Annotated in this window: 9 protein-coding genes; 5 read left to right on the top strand and 4 right to left on the bottom strand. The window is 67.3% G+C overall.

Translation table 11 applies throughout. From position 1 onward, the window contains the following. The first annotated feature begins 169 nt into the window (after positions 1–169). Together ACZK2G_RS16460 and pbpC are read left to right on the top strand one after the other, a co-directional pair. Positions 170–5,077 carry an alpha-2-macroglobulin family protein gene (locus tag ACZK2G_RS16460; protein ID WP_478473860.1) on the top strand — a complete coding sequence of 1,636 codons (4,908 nt, stop codon included), beginning with the start codon at positions 170–172 and terminating at the stop codon, positions 5,075–5,077. Between the two features lie 49 nt (positions 5,078–5,126). Next, entirely contained in the window at positions 5,127–7,508 is a 2,382-nt protein-coding gene (pbpC, locus tag ACZK2G_RS16455) for a penicillin-binding protein 1C (protein WP_478473859.1), read from the top strand. Between the two features lie 112 nt (positions 7,509–7,620). Here pbpC and ACZK2G_RS16450 read toward each other — a convergent pair whose 3' ends face one another. Both ACZK2G_RS16450 and ACZK2G_RS16445 read right to left on the bottom strand, forming a co-directional pair. After that, positions 7,621–8,196, bottom strand: a complete 576-nt coding sequence (locus ACZK2G_RS16450; protein WP_046985087.1) for a ferritin-like domain-containing protein — start codon at positions 8,194–8,196, stop codon at positions 7,621–7,623. A gap of 29 nt (positions 8,197–8,225) precedes the next feature. After that, positions 8,226–8,708, bottom strand: a complete 483-nt coding sequence (locus tag ACZK2G_RS16445; protein WP_046985088.1) for a peroxiredoxin — start codon at positions 8,706–8,708, stop codon at positions 8,226–8,228. 261 nt (positions 8,709–8,969) lie between these two features. Between ACZK2G_RS16445 and ACZK2G_RS16440 the strand changes: the two genes are divergently transcribed. After that, positions 8,970–9,857 carry a DnaJ C-terminal domain-containing protein gene (locus tag ACZK2G_RS16440; RefSeq protein ID WP_046985089.1) on the top strand — a complete coding sequence of 296 codons (888 nt, stop codon included), beginning with the start codon at positions 8,970–8,972 and terminating at the stop codon, positions 9,855–9,857. Between the two features lie 187 nt (positions 9,858–10,044). Here the strand turns inward: ACZK2G_RS16440 and pilH are convergent, their stop codons facing one another. Then, positions 10,045–10,416, bottom strand: coding sequence for a twitching motility response regulator PilH (gene pilH / locus ACZK2G_RS16435; protein WP_005410644.1), 372 nt, complete (start codon positions 10,414–10,416; stop codon positions 10,045–10,047). An 88-nt stretch (positions 10,417–10,504) separates the two neighbouring features. Continuing rightward, on the bottom strand, positions 10,505–11,500 hold the full coding sequence (locus tag ACZK2G_RS16430; RefSeq protein ID WP_337303086.1) for a YhdH/YhfP family quinone oxidoreductase: 996 nt from the start codon (positions 11,498–11,500) through the stop codon (positions 10,505–10,507). Positions 11,501–11,653: 153 nt separating this feature from the next. Between ACZK2G_RS16430 and hflK the strand changes: the two genes are divergently transcribed. Next, positions 11,654–12,787, top strand: a complete 1,134-nt coding sequence (gene hflK, locus ACZK2G_RS16425; protein ID WP_426355438.1) for an FtsH protease activity modulator HflK — start codon at positions 11,654–11,656, stop codon at positions 12,785–12,787. Then, the gene (gene hflC, locus ACZK2G_RS16420) at positions 12,784–13,647 is read left to right on the top strand and encodes a protease modulator HflC (RefSeq protein WP_010482785.1); all 864 of its coding nucleotides are present in this window, start codon (positions 12,784–12,786) and stop codon (positions 13,645–13,647) included. Before hflK ends, hflC begins: the two co-directional genes overlap by 4 nt. The last annotated feature ends 11 nt before the right edge of the window (positions 13,648–13,658 follow it).

Raw genomic sequence — 13,658 nt, 5'->3', positions numbered from 1 at the left:
GGTGGGTGCCAACCTTGGTTGGCACGGGCCCAACGGCAACCAAGGTTGGCGACTACCAACCCCGCCGGGCATGGCCCGGCGCTACCGTTCCGATGCATTCCTGCCGAATTCGCGTCAACACCTTGACGCGGCCTGCCTATAATGGCCGCCTCGATCAAGGAGTGACGACATGAGCGGTCCGGCACGGCGGAAGCGGTGGGGATGGGCGGCGGCGGTACTGGCAGGAGGCCTGTTGCTGGGCCTGGCCGGCTGCCGCAACGACAGCGGGCAGCTGCCCAAGACCAGCGGTGAAGCCATCACCACCAAGGCCGAGCAGGTGAAGGAATTCACACTGCTGCGCGCCTACCCGGACCAGAAGAATGACGGCCTGTCGCTGGCGCTGGAGTTCTCGCGTCCGCTGGTCGGCACCCAGGATTTCGACAAGCTGGTGCGCTTCGAGGAGAAGGTCGGCACCGACGACAGCAGCTGGACGCTGTCCGATGACGGCCTGACCCTGCGCTATCCGTTCGTCGAGGCCGGCAAGGAGTTCAGCCTGGTGGTCTCGCCCGACCTGCTGGCCGCCGATGGCAGCCGGCTGGGCAAGGAACTGAAGCAGAAGGTGTTCAGCGGCGAGCTGAAGCCGGTGGTTGGCTTCGCCTCGCAGGGCAGCGTGCTGCCGGCCAAGGACAGCCGCGGCCTGCCGGTGGTCTCGGTGAACGTGCCGGAGGTTGACGTCGAGTTCCTGCGCGTGCGCGAGAAGGACCTGCCGACCTTCTTCAGCCAGTACCAGCGCGGCGGCCGCCGTGGCAGCTGGGAGCTGAGCAGCGACTACGAGCGCAGCCCGATCAACAAGCTGGCCGAGCCGGTCTACGTCAACCGCTTCATCCTCGGCGGCAAGAAGAACGAGCGGGTACTGACCTACCTGCCGACCCAGGACATCAAGGAGCTGCAGGAGCCGGGCCTGTACTTCGCCCTGCTCAAGCGCACCGGCGACTACGAAGGCGAGTTCGATACCGCGTTCTTCTCGGTCAGCGACATCGGCCTGCATACCCGTGCCTACAAGGACAAGCTGTTCGTGCACACCGCCGGCCTCAAGGACGGTGCGCCGCTGAAGAGCATCGACCTGCGTGTGCTCGACGCCAAGGGCGAGGTGGTGCTGAAGGGCAGCACCGACGGCAACGGCAATGCGCTGCTGAACTACACCCTGGATGCCACCCACGTGCTGGTCGCCAGCACGGGCAAGGACACCAGCTTCCTGCCGTTCAACCAGCCTGCGCTGGACCTGAGCGAATTTGCCGTGGCCGGTCGTGACAATGCCTGGTTCGACGTTTACGCCTGGTCCGGCCGTGACCTGTATCGCCCGGGCGAGACCGTGCGTCTGTCCGCCCTGCTGCGTGACAACGACGGCAAGCCGGTCAAGGCACAGCCGGTGTTCCTGCGCCTGAAGCAGCCCGACGGCAAGACCTTCCGCGAAACCCGCCTGCAGCCGGGCGAGCAGGGATACATCAACTTCGAGCAGGTCATTCCCACCGAGGCGCCGACCGGGCGCTGGCAGGTGGAGTTCCGCACCGATCCGGCCAGCAAGGAGGCGATCCAGGGCATGACCCTGCGTATCGAGGAGTTCCTGCCCGAGCGCATGAAGCTGGACCTGGACAGCGCGCAGAAGACGCTGAAGCCGGGCGAGGACCTGCGCCTGCAGGCCAATGGTGCCTACCTGTACGGTGCGCCGGCGGACGGCAACCGTTTCACCGCGCGCATGGCGGTGGCCGCCGAGCAGCAGCCGGTCGAGGGCCTGCCGGGCTACTTCTTCGGTGACCCGACCCTGCAGCTGCCGCGCGAAGCCAAGGACGTGATCGACACCACGCTGCCGGGCAACGGCCAGCTGCGTGAGGATGTGGCGTTGCCGGAAGAGGCGGCCAAGGCCAAGGCGCCGATCGCCGTGGTGCTGTCCGGCAGCCTGTATGAAACCGGTGGCCGTACCGTCACCCGCACCCTGAAGCGGGTGATGTGGCCGGCCAACGCGCTGGTCGGCGTGCGCCCGCTGTTCAACCCCGAGGATGGTGCTGACTCCAACGGCAACGCACGCTTCGAGCTGATGCGCGTGGATGCTGCCGGCACACCGCAGCCGGCCAAGGGCCTGAAGATCACCCTGGTGCGCGAGCTGCGCGACTATCACTGGACCTTCAACGACAACCGCTGGGACTACGATTTCACCCGCCGCTTCGAGAACAAGGAAACCCGCACCGTCGATGCCGGCAGCAGCGCGGTCGCCTTCGATTTCCCGGTGGAGTGGGGCGAATACCGGGTGGACGTGTTCGATCCGTCCACCGGCCTGACGAGTCGCTACCCGTTCCGTGCCGGCTGGAGCTGGGGCGATGACAACCGTGGCCTGGATGCACGCCCGGACAAGGTCAAGCTGGGCCTGGACAAGACCGGCTACAAGGCTGGTGACACCCTGGAAGTGACGGTGACCCCGCCGCATGCCGGCAAGGGCATCCTGATGGTCGAGACCGACCGCATGCTGTACGTGCAGGACATCGAGGCCAAGCCGGGTTCGACCTTCAAGATTCCGGTCACCGCCGATTGGGAGCGCCACGACGTCTACATCACCGCACTGGTGTTCCGCGGCGGCAGCGCGCCGAGCAAGATCACTCCGGCCCGTGCCGTGGGCGTGGTGCATGTGCCGATGGATCGCAAGGGGCGCACCGTAGCCGTCGGCCTGGCCGCGCCCAAGCAGATGCGGCCGGAGCAGGACCTGCCGGTGACGGTCAGCGCGCCGCAGCTGGCCGGCAAGATGGCGCACGTCACCGTCTCGGCGGTGGACGTGGGCATCCTCAACATCACCCGCTTCCCGGTGCCCGATGCCGGTGCGCACTTCTTCGCCCAGCGTCGCCTTGGCATTGATGCCTACGACATCTACAGCCGGGTGATCGAGAGCTTCGACGGCGGTGCCGGCAAGCTGAAGTTCGGTGGCGACATGGCGCTGCAGGCATTGCCGCAGGCCAAGCGCCCGACCGCGCGCGTGCAGACCGTGGACCTGTTCTCCGGCCCGGTGCAGCTTGATGCAAAGGGCATCGCCCGCATACGCCTGAAGGTGCCAGACTTCAACGGCACACTGCGGGTGTCTGCGCTGGTCTACAGCGATGACCAGTACGGCAAGCGTGACGTGGAAACCGTGGTGCGCGCGCCGATCCTGGCCGAAGCCAGCATGCCGCGCGTGCTGGCCCCGGGCGACCGCAGTACGGTGACCCTGGACGTGCAGAATTTCACCGGCAAGCCGGGCCAGTTCAACGTGAAGGTGGAAAGCGAAGGCCCGCTGAACCTGGGCGAGGGCAGCCGCAGCGTGCAGTTGAATGCAGATGCCAAGACCACGCTGAGCTTCCCGCTGTCTGCACGCGAAGGCCACAGCGTGGCCAAGGTGCGGGTGCGGGTGGATGGCAACGGCTTCAAGGCCGACCGCCGCTACGAGCTGCCGGTGCGTGCGGCGTGGCCGCAGGTGCTGCGTTCGCAGGTGCGCACGCTGGATCCGTTGGCGGCGGTCAGCCTCGACAACAGCCTGACCGATGGCTTGATGTCCGAGTCGGTCAATGCCCGCCTGCTGGTCAGCCCGCTGCCGCCGATCCCGTTCGCCAGTGCGCTGCAGGGCGCGTTGAACTACCCGTACGGCTGTGCCGAGCAGACCACCAGCAAGGGCTATGCGGCGCTGATCCTGGACCAGGCGACATCGTCGATGCTCGGTGCCGACGGCCTGGATGCCAAGACCCGCCGCGAGCGCATGGAAGGCGCGTTCGGCCGCCTGGCGTCGATGCAGGTGGCCAACGGCAACTTCTCGATGTGGGGTGACGACGGCTATGTGAACCCGTGGCTGACCCCGTACATCACCGAGTTCCTGCTCGACGCCAGGGACGCCGGCTTCGCGGTGCCCGACAACGTGCTGCAGAAGGCACTGAACCGGCTCAGCGAGGACCTGCTGTCCGGTGGCAACCAGTTCTACGGCCAGGAGGATCGCGAGAAGCTGAAGTTCGCCAATCAGGCGTACTCGGGTTACGTGCTGGCCCGGGTCAACCGTGCGCCGCTGGGTACGCTGCGCACGCTGTACGACAACGAGCGCAGCAAGGCGGTGGGTGGCCTGTCGCTGGTCCACCTGGGCGTGGCGCTGTCGCTGCAGGGCGATGCCAAGCGTGGCCAGGCGGCACTGGCCGCGGCCTTCGCCAAGTCCAGCAGCGAACGCCCGTCGTACTTCGGCGACTACGGCAGCGCCATCCGTGATGACGCGCTGATGATCGCGCTGACCCACGAAAACAAGCTGGCCAAGCCGGCCTGGGATGCACGCGCGGTTGATCTGGGCCGTGGCCTGGATGCGCGCCGTAATGCGGGCTGGATGTGGCTGAGTACGCAGGAGCAGGTGGCCATCGCCCGTCTTGGCAAGGCCCTGGCCGCCAACCAGAAGGCACTGGTGGCCGGTGAGCTGGTGATCGGTGGCAACACCGAAGCCATCGGTGAGCGCAAGCTGTTCGGCCGCAACTTCAGTGCCAGCGAACTGGCCAGTGGCGTGCGCTTCACCCCGCAGGGCCGGCCGCCGATGTTCGCCAGCATCGACGTGGCAGGCATCCCGCGCAGTGCGCCCGCACCGGACAACCGCGTGCTGGGTATCGAGCGCAGCTACTTCGGCACCGATGGCAAGCCGTGGTCGCCGCGTCCGCTGAAGGAGGGCGAAGCCCTGATCGTGCGCGTCACCGTTACCGCCGACACCACGATGCCCGATGCATTGCTGACCGACCTATTGCCGGCCGGCCTGGAGATCGAGAACTTCAATCTGGGCGATGCCAAGCAGTGGGCCGATGTGGTGGTTGATGGCATCACCATCAGCGACCGCGGCGAAGCTGCCGACACCAAGCACGAAGAGTTCCGCGACGACCGCTATGTGGCCGCGCTGAAGCTCTCGCGTGGCAGCAAGGCCAACGTGTTCTATCTGGTGCGCGCGGTGACCCCGGGTACTTACTCGGTGCCGCCGCCGCTGGTGGAGGACATGTACCGGCCACAGCTGCGCGGCGTTGGCCGCAGCAACCCGACCACGATCACGGTGGTACAGCCGTGACCACGCGGACGGGCCGCGACGGCGCGGCCCGTCCCGCTGGCAACCTGCAATGAAAGACGCAATGAAGACCCGGCTGGCGGCCCTGCGCCGCCGGCTGCGGCCGCTGTGGCCGTGGTTGCGCTGGGGCACGGCCGCCACGCTGGCGCTGCTGCTGGTGCTGGATTTCGCTTTTCCGCCGCCGCTGCCGAAGCAGCGCGATACCAGCACCCTGGTGGTTGCCGCTGATGGCACGCCGCTGCGCGCGTTCGCCGATGCCGAGGGCGTGTGGCGCTATCCGGCATCGATCGACAGCGTCTCGCCGCTGTACCTGCAGGCGCTGCTGACCTACGAAGACCGCTGGTTCTGGCGCCATCCGGGCATCAATCCGCTGGCGATCCTGCGTGCCAGCGGCCAGCTGCTGCGCGGTGGCCGCATCGTGTCCGGTGGCTCGACCCTGACCATGCAGGTCGCACGCATCCTCGACCCGCATACGCGTACGCCCTGGGGCAAGCTCAAGCAGATGCTGCGCGCAGTGCAGCTTGAGGCGCACCTGAGCAAGCAGCAGATCCTGGCCCTGTATCTGGAACGGGCGCCGTATGGCGGCACCATCGAGGGGGTGGAAGCGGCCAGCTGGGCCTACCTGGGCAAGCCGGCGGCGCAGCTGTCGCATGCCGAGGCCGCGCTGCTGGCAGTGCTGCCACAGGCGCCGAGCCGGCTGCGTCCGGACCGTCATCCGGAAGCAGCGCAGAAAGCGCGGGACAAGGTGCTGTCACGCATGGCCGAACTGGGGGCGTGGACGCCGGAAGAGGTGGAAGACGCGCGTATCGAGAACGTGGTGGCGCGCTCGCTGCGGCCGCCGCTGCACGCCGCATTGCTTGCGCAGCGCCTGCATTCGGCGCATCCAGGACAGGCACGCATCCAGAGCAGCATCGACATCGGCCTGCAGCGCACGCTGGAAGAACGCGTGGCCAGCTATTTCTCGACGCTGCCCGAGCGCACCTCTGCCGCGTTGCTGGTGGTCGACAACCAGACCCTGCAGGCGCGTGCCTATGTCGGCACGTTGTCCTTCGGAGACCGTCAGCGCCTCGGCCACGTGGACATGGTGCAGGCCTGGCGCTCGCCGGGCTCCACGCTGAAGCCGTTCCTGTATGCGATGGCACTGGATGACGGCCTGATCCATTCGGAAAGCCTGCTGGTTGATGCGCCACAGAGTTTCGGCAGCTACCGACCTGGCAATTTCGACATGGCCTTCAATGGGCCGATCGGCGCGTCCAGCGCATTGCGCCTGTCGCTCAACGTGCCCTCGGTGGACCTGCTGCAGCGGGTCGGGGCTGCGCGCTTTGCTGCGCGGCTTTCACACTCCGGCATCCAGCTGCGCTTCCCGCCGGGCAGCACGCCCAACCTGTCTTTGATTCTGGGCGGTACCGGTGCGCGGCTGGAAGATCTGGTCGGCGCGTTCGCCGCGCTCAACCGCAACGGCATTGCTGGACGTGTGCGCTACACCGATGACGAACCGATGATCGAGCGGCGCCTGGCCTCGCCGGGCGCAAGCTGGATCGTGCGCGAAATGCTGGAATCGAACCCGCGCCCAGGCTACAGCGCTGGCACCTTCGATGTTGGCGGTCGCCCGCGCGTAGCCTGGAAGACCGGCACCAGCTATGGCTATCGCGATGCGTGGGCGATCGGTAGCACGCGCCACTACACCGTGGGCGTGTGGGTGGGACGGCCGGACGGCACACCGTTACCCGGCCAGTACGGCGCGGTCACCGCGTTGCCGTTGATGTTCGAAGTGGTCGACAGCCTGCCGCGCCAGCGTGGCGACTCGGCGGCCGTACCGATGCCGTCCAGCGTCAGTGAGGAAGAGATCTGCTGGCCGACCGGCGAACGCGCCGAAGGCCTGCCTCCAGCGTTGTGCCAGCGGCGGATGCCGGCCTACCTGCTGGATGGTGCCGCACCGCCAACCTTCCCCGAGCGCGAAGCACGACGTTGGCAGCCGGGCCGGCAGCGTTACCTCGCTGACGCGCACACCGGCCTGCGTGTGTCGGCGGACTGCCGCGTGCCACATGAGGAAGTGCCACGCGAGATCGCGCGCTGGCCGGCGCTGCTGTCGCCATGGTTACCCAGGGCCACGCGCGAGGCCTCTCAGTTGCCAGTGCTGTCACCGGACTGCCGCGATGACGGGCGCGATGCCAGCGTGGCGCTGCACATCGACGGTCTCAACAACGGTGCCACCCTGGCTCGTGCCCCCAATGCCGAACACGGCGTGCGCCTGCAACTGCGCGCGCTGGGCAGCGAGCAGACGGTGGACTGGCTGCTGGATGGCCGCTGGATCGCGCAGACCCGCGGCGCACAGTTGATGCAGCGCGAGTTCGCCGAGCCGGGCACGCATACGCTGACCGCGCTGGCGGCGGATGGCGCGTGGACGCAGGTGCGGTTCAACGTCCTGCGGTAGGTGCCGACCTCGTTGGCGCTCGGTCCAGCGCCAATGACACCTTCGTGCTCTGGTAGGTGCCAACCTTGGTTGGCACGTGGCGAAGCGCCCACCAAGGTGGGCATCTGCCGGATCATTCCCCGATCCACCCATCCAGCAGGTCGGCAAACTCGTCGGCGTGCTCCTCTTCCTGCGCCAGGATCTCTTCAAGGATGCGCTTGGTGGTGGTGTCGCGGTCGCCGATGAAGTTGATCATCTCGCGGTAGCTGTCGATGGCGATGCGCTCGGCCACCAGGTTTTCGCGGACCATGTCGCGCAGGTCACTGCCTTCCTTGTACTCGGCATGCGAGCGCGCGGTCAGCGTATCGGGGTTGAAGTCCGGCTCGCCGCCAAGCTGGACGATGCGCTCGGCCAACTTGCCGGCATGCGCCTGTTCCTGCTGTGCATGTTCCAGGAACTCGGCCTTGATCGCGTCGGCCAGCATGCCCTTGGCCATGAAGTAGTGCCGGTAGTAGCGCAGCACGCACACGTACTCGGTGGCCAGTGCATCGTTGAGCAGCTTGATCACCGCCTTGCGATCGGCGCTGTAGCTGTCGGTGATCGCCCCATCTTCGATGTTGCGCCGGGCGCGCTCGCGCAGGGTCTTGCGATCGCTGATGCCGGGTACCTTGGCGGCAGGCTTGGGAGCTTTGGCTGGCTTGGTGGACATGGCTGGCCGTTTCCTCTTGCGGTGGAAGATCAGGTGGGCAGGTGCTCCAGCACGTAATCGGCTGATGACACCTCGAACTGGCCGGGCTGCTCGATCCACGCTGCGCGGACCACGCCGTCGACCACGTACAGGGCAAAGCGGCGCGAACGGATGCCCATGCCCGAGGCGCTGGCATCGAGTTCCAGGCCGAGCGCGCGGGTCAGTTCGGCGTTGCCGTCGGACAGCATCAGCAGGCCGTCGGGCACGCTCTGGTCGGCGGCCCAGGCCTTCATCACGAACGGATCGTTGACCGCCATGCAGTAGACGTCGATGCCGCGCTTGCGGAATGCATCGAATTTCTCGACGAAGCCGGGCAGATGGCGTGCCGAGCAGGTCGGGGTGAACGCGCCGGGCACGGCGAACAACACCACCTTGCGCGCATCGAACAGCGAATGCGTATCGAGTGTTTCGATGCCCTCGCGGATACGCTTGAGGGTCACTTCCGGAATGCGGTCGCCGACATGGATGGTCATGGGGAACTCCTTGCAGGGGCAGGCTAGTGGGCCGGATGGGACAGACGCGTCAAGACATTGGAAACCCGGTGTGCAGGCCCCATCTTCAGGCTTTGTGGCAGGGGCTTCCAGCCACAGCGTGGGGCATGGGGATGGCAGCCGCATTGCGCAGGATCAGTCGGCCTCACCGGGGCCGCACGAGGGGCGGCGTAGCATCGCCGGCGCGTAGAATGAACCCGGGGCGGCGCCACCGGCGCGGCCGAAGCAGATCGAGGTAGCTGGATGGAATTCAAGGATTACTACGCCACCCTGGGGGTGGAACCGAGCGCGGGCGAGGCGGAAATCAAGACCGCCTACCGCCGGCTGGCACGCAAGTACCACCCGGACGTCAGCAAGGAGGCCGGGGCCGAGGACAAGTTCAAGGCGGTCAACGAGGCCTACGAGGCGCTGCGTGACCCGGAGAAGCGCGCGGCCTACGACCAGCTGCGCGCACAGGGCTATCGCCCGGGCGAGGAATTCAACGTACCGCCGAACTACGGCGGTGCCGGTGGCTTCAACTTCGAGGAAGTGTTCGGCGGCGGTGGCCCCAATGGCGGCTTCAGCGACTTCTTCGAGAGCCTGTTCGCGCGCCAGCGTGGCGGTGCAGGTCCGGGCCCGGGCTTCAGCAGCCAGGGCCACGCGCCGAACCGCGACACCCGCGCCAAGCTGTCGGTGCCGCTGGAAGCGGCCTACAACGGCGACAGCCTGCGCATCACCGTCAACGGCAAGCAGCTGGATGTACGCGTGCCCAAGGGTATCCGCCCGGGCCAGGTGATCCGCCTGGCGGGGCAGGGCAACCACGGCGGTAACCTGCTGCTGGAAGTGGAATACGCTGCCCACCCGCAGTTCGAGGTCGATGGCCGCAACATCCTCTACACGCTGCCGGTCACGCCGTGGCAGGCCGCGCTGGGCACCAGCATCAGCGTGCCGACCCTGGGTGGAGCGGTGGAATTGAAGATTCCGGCCGATTCCGATGCCGGCCGCAAGCTGCGCCTGCGCGGCCGCGGGCTGCCAGGCAGCCCGGATGGCGACCAGATTGTTGAAATCGAGATCGTGGCCCCGGCCGCGACCGACGAGGCGCAGAAGAAGGCGTACCGGAACCTGGCAAAGGCCTTCGGCGAGACGATCTGAGTGATAGGGCGGGGGCGGTTCCTGGCCCCCACGCCTTCCGGTAGTGCCGGCCGCTGGCCGGCAATTTCATTGGCCTGGATGGTGATGCGTGGTTGCCGGCCAGCGGCCGGCACTACAAAAGCGTGCCAACCAAGGTTGGCACCTGCCAGAGCGGTGGGCCAAGCACGGTTGGCGCCGCCAGGAAGCCTCAGCCCTGCCCGGCGAACACCCGCTCCAGCACCTCGGACAGTTCGTCTTCCGAGAACGGCTTGGTGATGTAGGCCTTGGCACCCTGGCGCATGCCCCACATGCGGTCGGTGTCCTGGTCCTTGGTGGTCACCAGGATCACCGGGATGTGCCGGGTCGCCTCGTCGCGCGCAAGCGTGCGGGTGGCCTGGAAGCCATTGAGGTTGGGCATCACCACGTCCATCAGGACCAGGTCAGGCAGCTCGGCCTTGGCGGTTTCCACGCCGGCCGCGCCATCGGTGGCGGTCAGGATCTGGTGCCCGAGCTTCTCGACGATGCGCTGTATCCCCAACAGCTGCGACGGTGAGTCGTCGACGATCAGAATGCGTGCCATGTTGTTCCCCATGTAATGCCCGCAGTGTAGTGCGGGCTCATTACCGGTGGGAGGGGCCCATCTGCCGTCCGTCGCCTGCCTGCAACGTTCAGTCGATCCGCACTACGGTGCGGCCCAGCGAACCGCCGGCCAGCATCCGCTCGAACACCGCCGGCAGGCCGTCCAGGCCGACTTCGGCGGTACAGATGCGGTCCAGGTGCTGCGGCTTCCACTCGTTGCCCAGTCGCGCCCACACCGCTTCGCGCAGCCCGCGCGGTGCATTGGCCGAGGACACGCCCAGCAGTGACACGCCGCGCAGGATGAACGGCATCACCGTCATGTCCAGTTTCGGGCTTGCCGCGAGGCCGGCGCTCACCACGCTGCCATAGGGCACGGTCTGCGCCAGCAGGCTGGCCAGCATGTCGCCTCCGGCATTGTCGAGGCCCCCGCCGAAGCGGGCGGACTGCAGTGGGCCGGTATCGGCCAACGCCTCACGTGGCAGCACTTCGGCGGCGCCGATGCCGCGCAGGAAGTCCGACTGCTCTGGCTTGCCGCTGACCGCGTGCACCGTGTAGCCGGCGCGGCTGAAGATGGACAGCGCCAGCGCGCCCACACCGCCGCTGGCACCGGTGACCGCCAGCGGGCCGAGCTCCGGGGTCTGCCGGTTGTCCTGCAGGCGCAGCAGGGCAAACGCCGCCGTGAAGCCGGCGGTGCCCAGCACCATTGCCTCGCGGGCACTCAGCCCGGCCGGCAGCGCGATCACCGCGCTCGATTCCAGCCGCACATACTGGCTGTAGCCGCCGTCGCGGGTTTCGCTGAGGCCGCAGCCGGTGGCCAGTACCGCATCGCCTTCACGCCAGGCCGGGTCGGTGGATGCCACCACGGTGCCGGCCACATCGATCCCGCCGACCAGCGGGAAGCGGCGCAGGATCCTACCCTTGCCGGTGCCCGCCAGCGCGTCCTTGTAGTTGACCGAAGACCACTGCGCGCGGATCAGCACCTGGCCGGGGTTGAGGTCGTCGACAGTGAGCTGGGCGAGGCCGGCGCGGTAACCGGCATCGTCATTTTCGATGCGGAAGGCGGTAAACGGGGTGGTGGGGGCCATCGGCGCTGCCTGACTTCGAGGAAAACGCCACCTTACCCCGTCGAGCCCCTTTCAATCCTGCCGGTCCGCCCCATCTTGTATGATCGGTAATGGTTTCACGGCTGGCGTTGCGGGAAGGGCCCGCGCCGCAGCCCACATCTTGATGGAGCGTGCATGGCCTGGAATACACCCGGCGGCAACAAGGGCGGACAAGGCCCCGAGAACAATCGACGCGGGCCGTTCGGGTCGCGCGGTGGTGGCAATGGTGGTGGCTGGGGCGGACTGCCCGGGCCGCTGAAGGACCTGTTCGACGGCGGCATCCTGCGTTGGGTCGCGGCGGCCGTGGTGCTGCTGGTGCTGTTCTCCAGCTTCCAGCTGATCGGCGAACAGCAGCGTGGCGTGGTGCTGCGCTTCGGCCAGTTCTCGCGGATCCTGCAGCCCGGCCCGAACTTCAAGCTGCCGTGGCCGATCGAATCGGTCACCAAGGTCAACGCCACCGAGATCAAGACCTTCTCGATCCAGGTACCGGTGCTGACCCGCGACGAGAACATCGTCAACGTCTCGCTGAACGTCCAGTACCGCATCGACGACCCGCAGCAGTACCTGTTCGGCACGGTTGATGCCAACCAGGTGCTGGAGCAGTCGGCGCAGAGTGCGGTCCGTGAGGAAGTCGGCCGCGCCGACCTCAACGCGGTGCTGAACAACCGTGGCCCGCTGGCCGTGGCCGCCGAGGAGCGCCTGCAGGCGCTGCTGAAGGCGTTCAAGACCGGCCTGACCGTGACCGGCCTGACCCTGCAGGACGCCCGTCCGCCGGAGGAAGTCAAGCCGGCCTTCGACGAGGTCAACGGTGCCCAGCAGGTCAAGGAACGCTTGATCAACGAAGCGCAGGCCTACGCCGCCAAGGTCGTGCCGGAAGCCCGAGGCCAGGCCTCGCGTGCCCGTACCACCGCAGAAGGCTACAAGCAGGCCGTGGTGTCCAAGGCCGAGGGTGACGCGCAGCGCTTCAGTCTGTTGCAGGCCCAGTACAAGGACGCCCCGGAAGTGACCCGCAAGCGCCTGTGGCTGGAGACCGTGCAGCAGGTGCTGAGCGAGAACCGCAAGGTGATCGGTGGCGATGGTCGCCAGCTGATCTATGTGCCGATGACCGGCGATACCCGTCCCAGCACGTCGGCTCCGGCCGCAGTAGCGAACCCGGACGTGGTGATGCCGTCGCTGCCGGGTGCAGCGGCGGAAGCTTCCCGTGATCCGGGCCGGCCGGTGGGCCGCCCGACCGGGCGACCGAGCGGCCGTGAGGAGGGCAGCCGATGAAGAGTCCTATCTGGATCGCCGTGATCGTGGCGGTGGTGCTGGGCCTGCTCGGCTCGGTGTACGTGGTCCGTGAGGACCAGACTGCCATGGTCCTGAACCTGGGCAAGGTGGTGCGTTCGGACATCAAGCCGGGCCTGCACTTCAAGGTGCCGGTGGTGGAAACGGTGAAGGTCTTCGACCGCCGCTTCCAGGTGCTCGACACCGCTCCGGCGCGCTACTTCACTGCCGAGCAGAAGGACGTCAGCGTCGACTTCTTCGCCATCGGCTACATCTCCAACGTGGGTGACTACTTCCGTGCCACCGGCGGCGATCCGCGTATCGCCAACGCCCGCCTGGCACCGATCATCACCGACTCGCTGCGCAACCAGATCAACTCGCGCACCCTGCAGCAGCTGGTCTCCGGCGACCGCAGCGAGCTGATCGCCGAGCAGCTGAAGGGGATCAACGAGGCCGTGGCCGGGCTGGGCATGCAGATGATCGACCTGCGCATCAAGCAGGTGGACCTGCCCACCGACAGCCAGGTGATCAACGACGTGTACGAGCGCATGCGCGCCCAGCGCAAGCAGGAGGCCGCCAAGCTGCGCGCCGAAGGCGAGGAGCAGTCGCTGACCATCCGCGCCCAGGCCGACCGTGACAGCACCGTGCTGATCGCCGAAGCCGAGCGTGATGCGCAGCGCCTGCGCGGTGAAGGCGATGCCGATGCGGCCCGCATCTACGGCAAGGCCGGCTCGGCCGATCCGTCGTTCTATGCGTTCTACCGCAGCCTGGAGGCCTACCGTGGCTCCATGACCGACGGCAACGGCGTGATCGTGCTCGACAAGAACGACCCGTTCCTGCAGTACCTGAAGAACGACCGCTGAGGTCGCAGGGC

Source organism: Stenotrophomonas sp. 107298_Sma (assembly GCF_056480345.1).
Note: the sequence above shows the minus strand (reverse complement) of the source record. Positions and strands in the feature narration are given on the sequence as shown.

Bases quoted from the DNA above. Each gene is read 5' to 3' on its own strand.
- hflK (WP_426355438.1), top strand. From the start codon at position 11,654: ATGGCCTGGAATACACCCGGCGGCAACAAGGGCGGACAAGGCCCCGAG.
- ACZK2G_RS16445 (WP_046985088.1), bottom strand. From the start codon at position 8,708: ATGACCATCCATGTCGGCGACCGCATTCCGGAAGTGACCCTCAAGCGT.
- ACZK2G_RS16450 (WP_046985087.1), bottom strand. From the start codon at position 8,196: ATGTCCACCAAGCCAGCCAAAGCTCCCAAGCCTGCCGCCAAGGTACCC.
- ACZK2G_RS16440 (WP_046985089.1), top strand. From the start codon at position 8,970: ATGGAATTCAAGGATTACTACGCCACCCTGGGGGTGGAACCGAGCGCG.
- hflC (WP_010482785.1), top strand. From the start codon at position 12,784: ATGAAGAGTCCTATCTGGATCGCCGTGATCGTGGCGGTGGTGCTGGGC.
- ACZK2G_RS16430 (WP_337303086.1), bottom strand. From the start codon at position 11,500: ATGGCCCCCACCACCCCGTTTACCGCCTTCCGCATCGAAAATGACGAT.
- pilH (WP_005410644.1), bottom strand. From the start codon at position 10,416: ATGGCACGCATTCTGATCGTCGACGACTCACCGTCGCAGCTGTTGGGG.
- pbpC (WP_478473859.1), top strand. From the start codon at position 5,127: ATGAAAGACGCAATGAAGACCCGGCTGGCGGCCCTGCGCCGCCGGCTG.
- ACZK2G_RS16460 (WP_478473860.1), top strand. From the start codon at position 170: ATGAGCGGTCCGGCACGGCGGAAGCGGTGGGGATGGGCGGCGGCGGTA.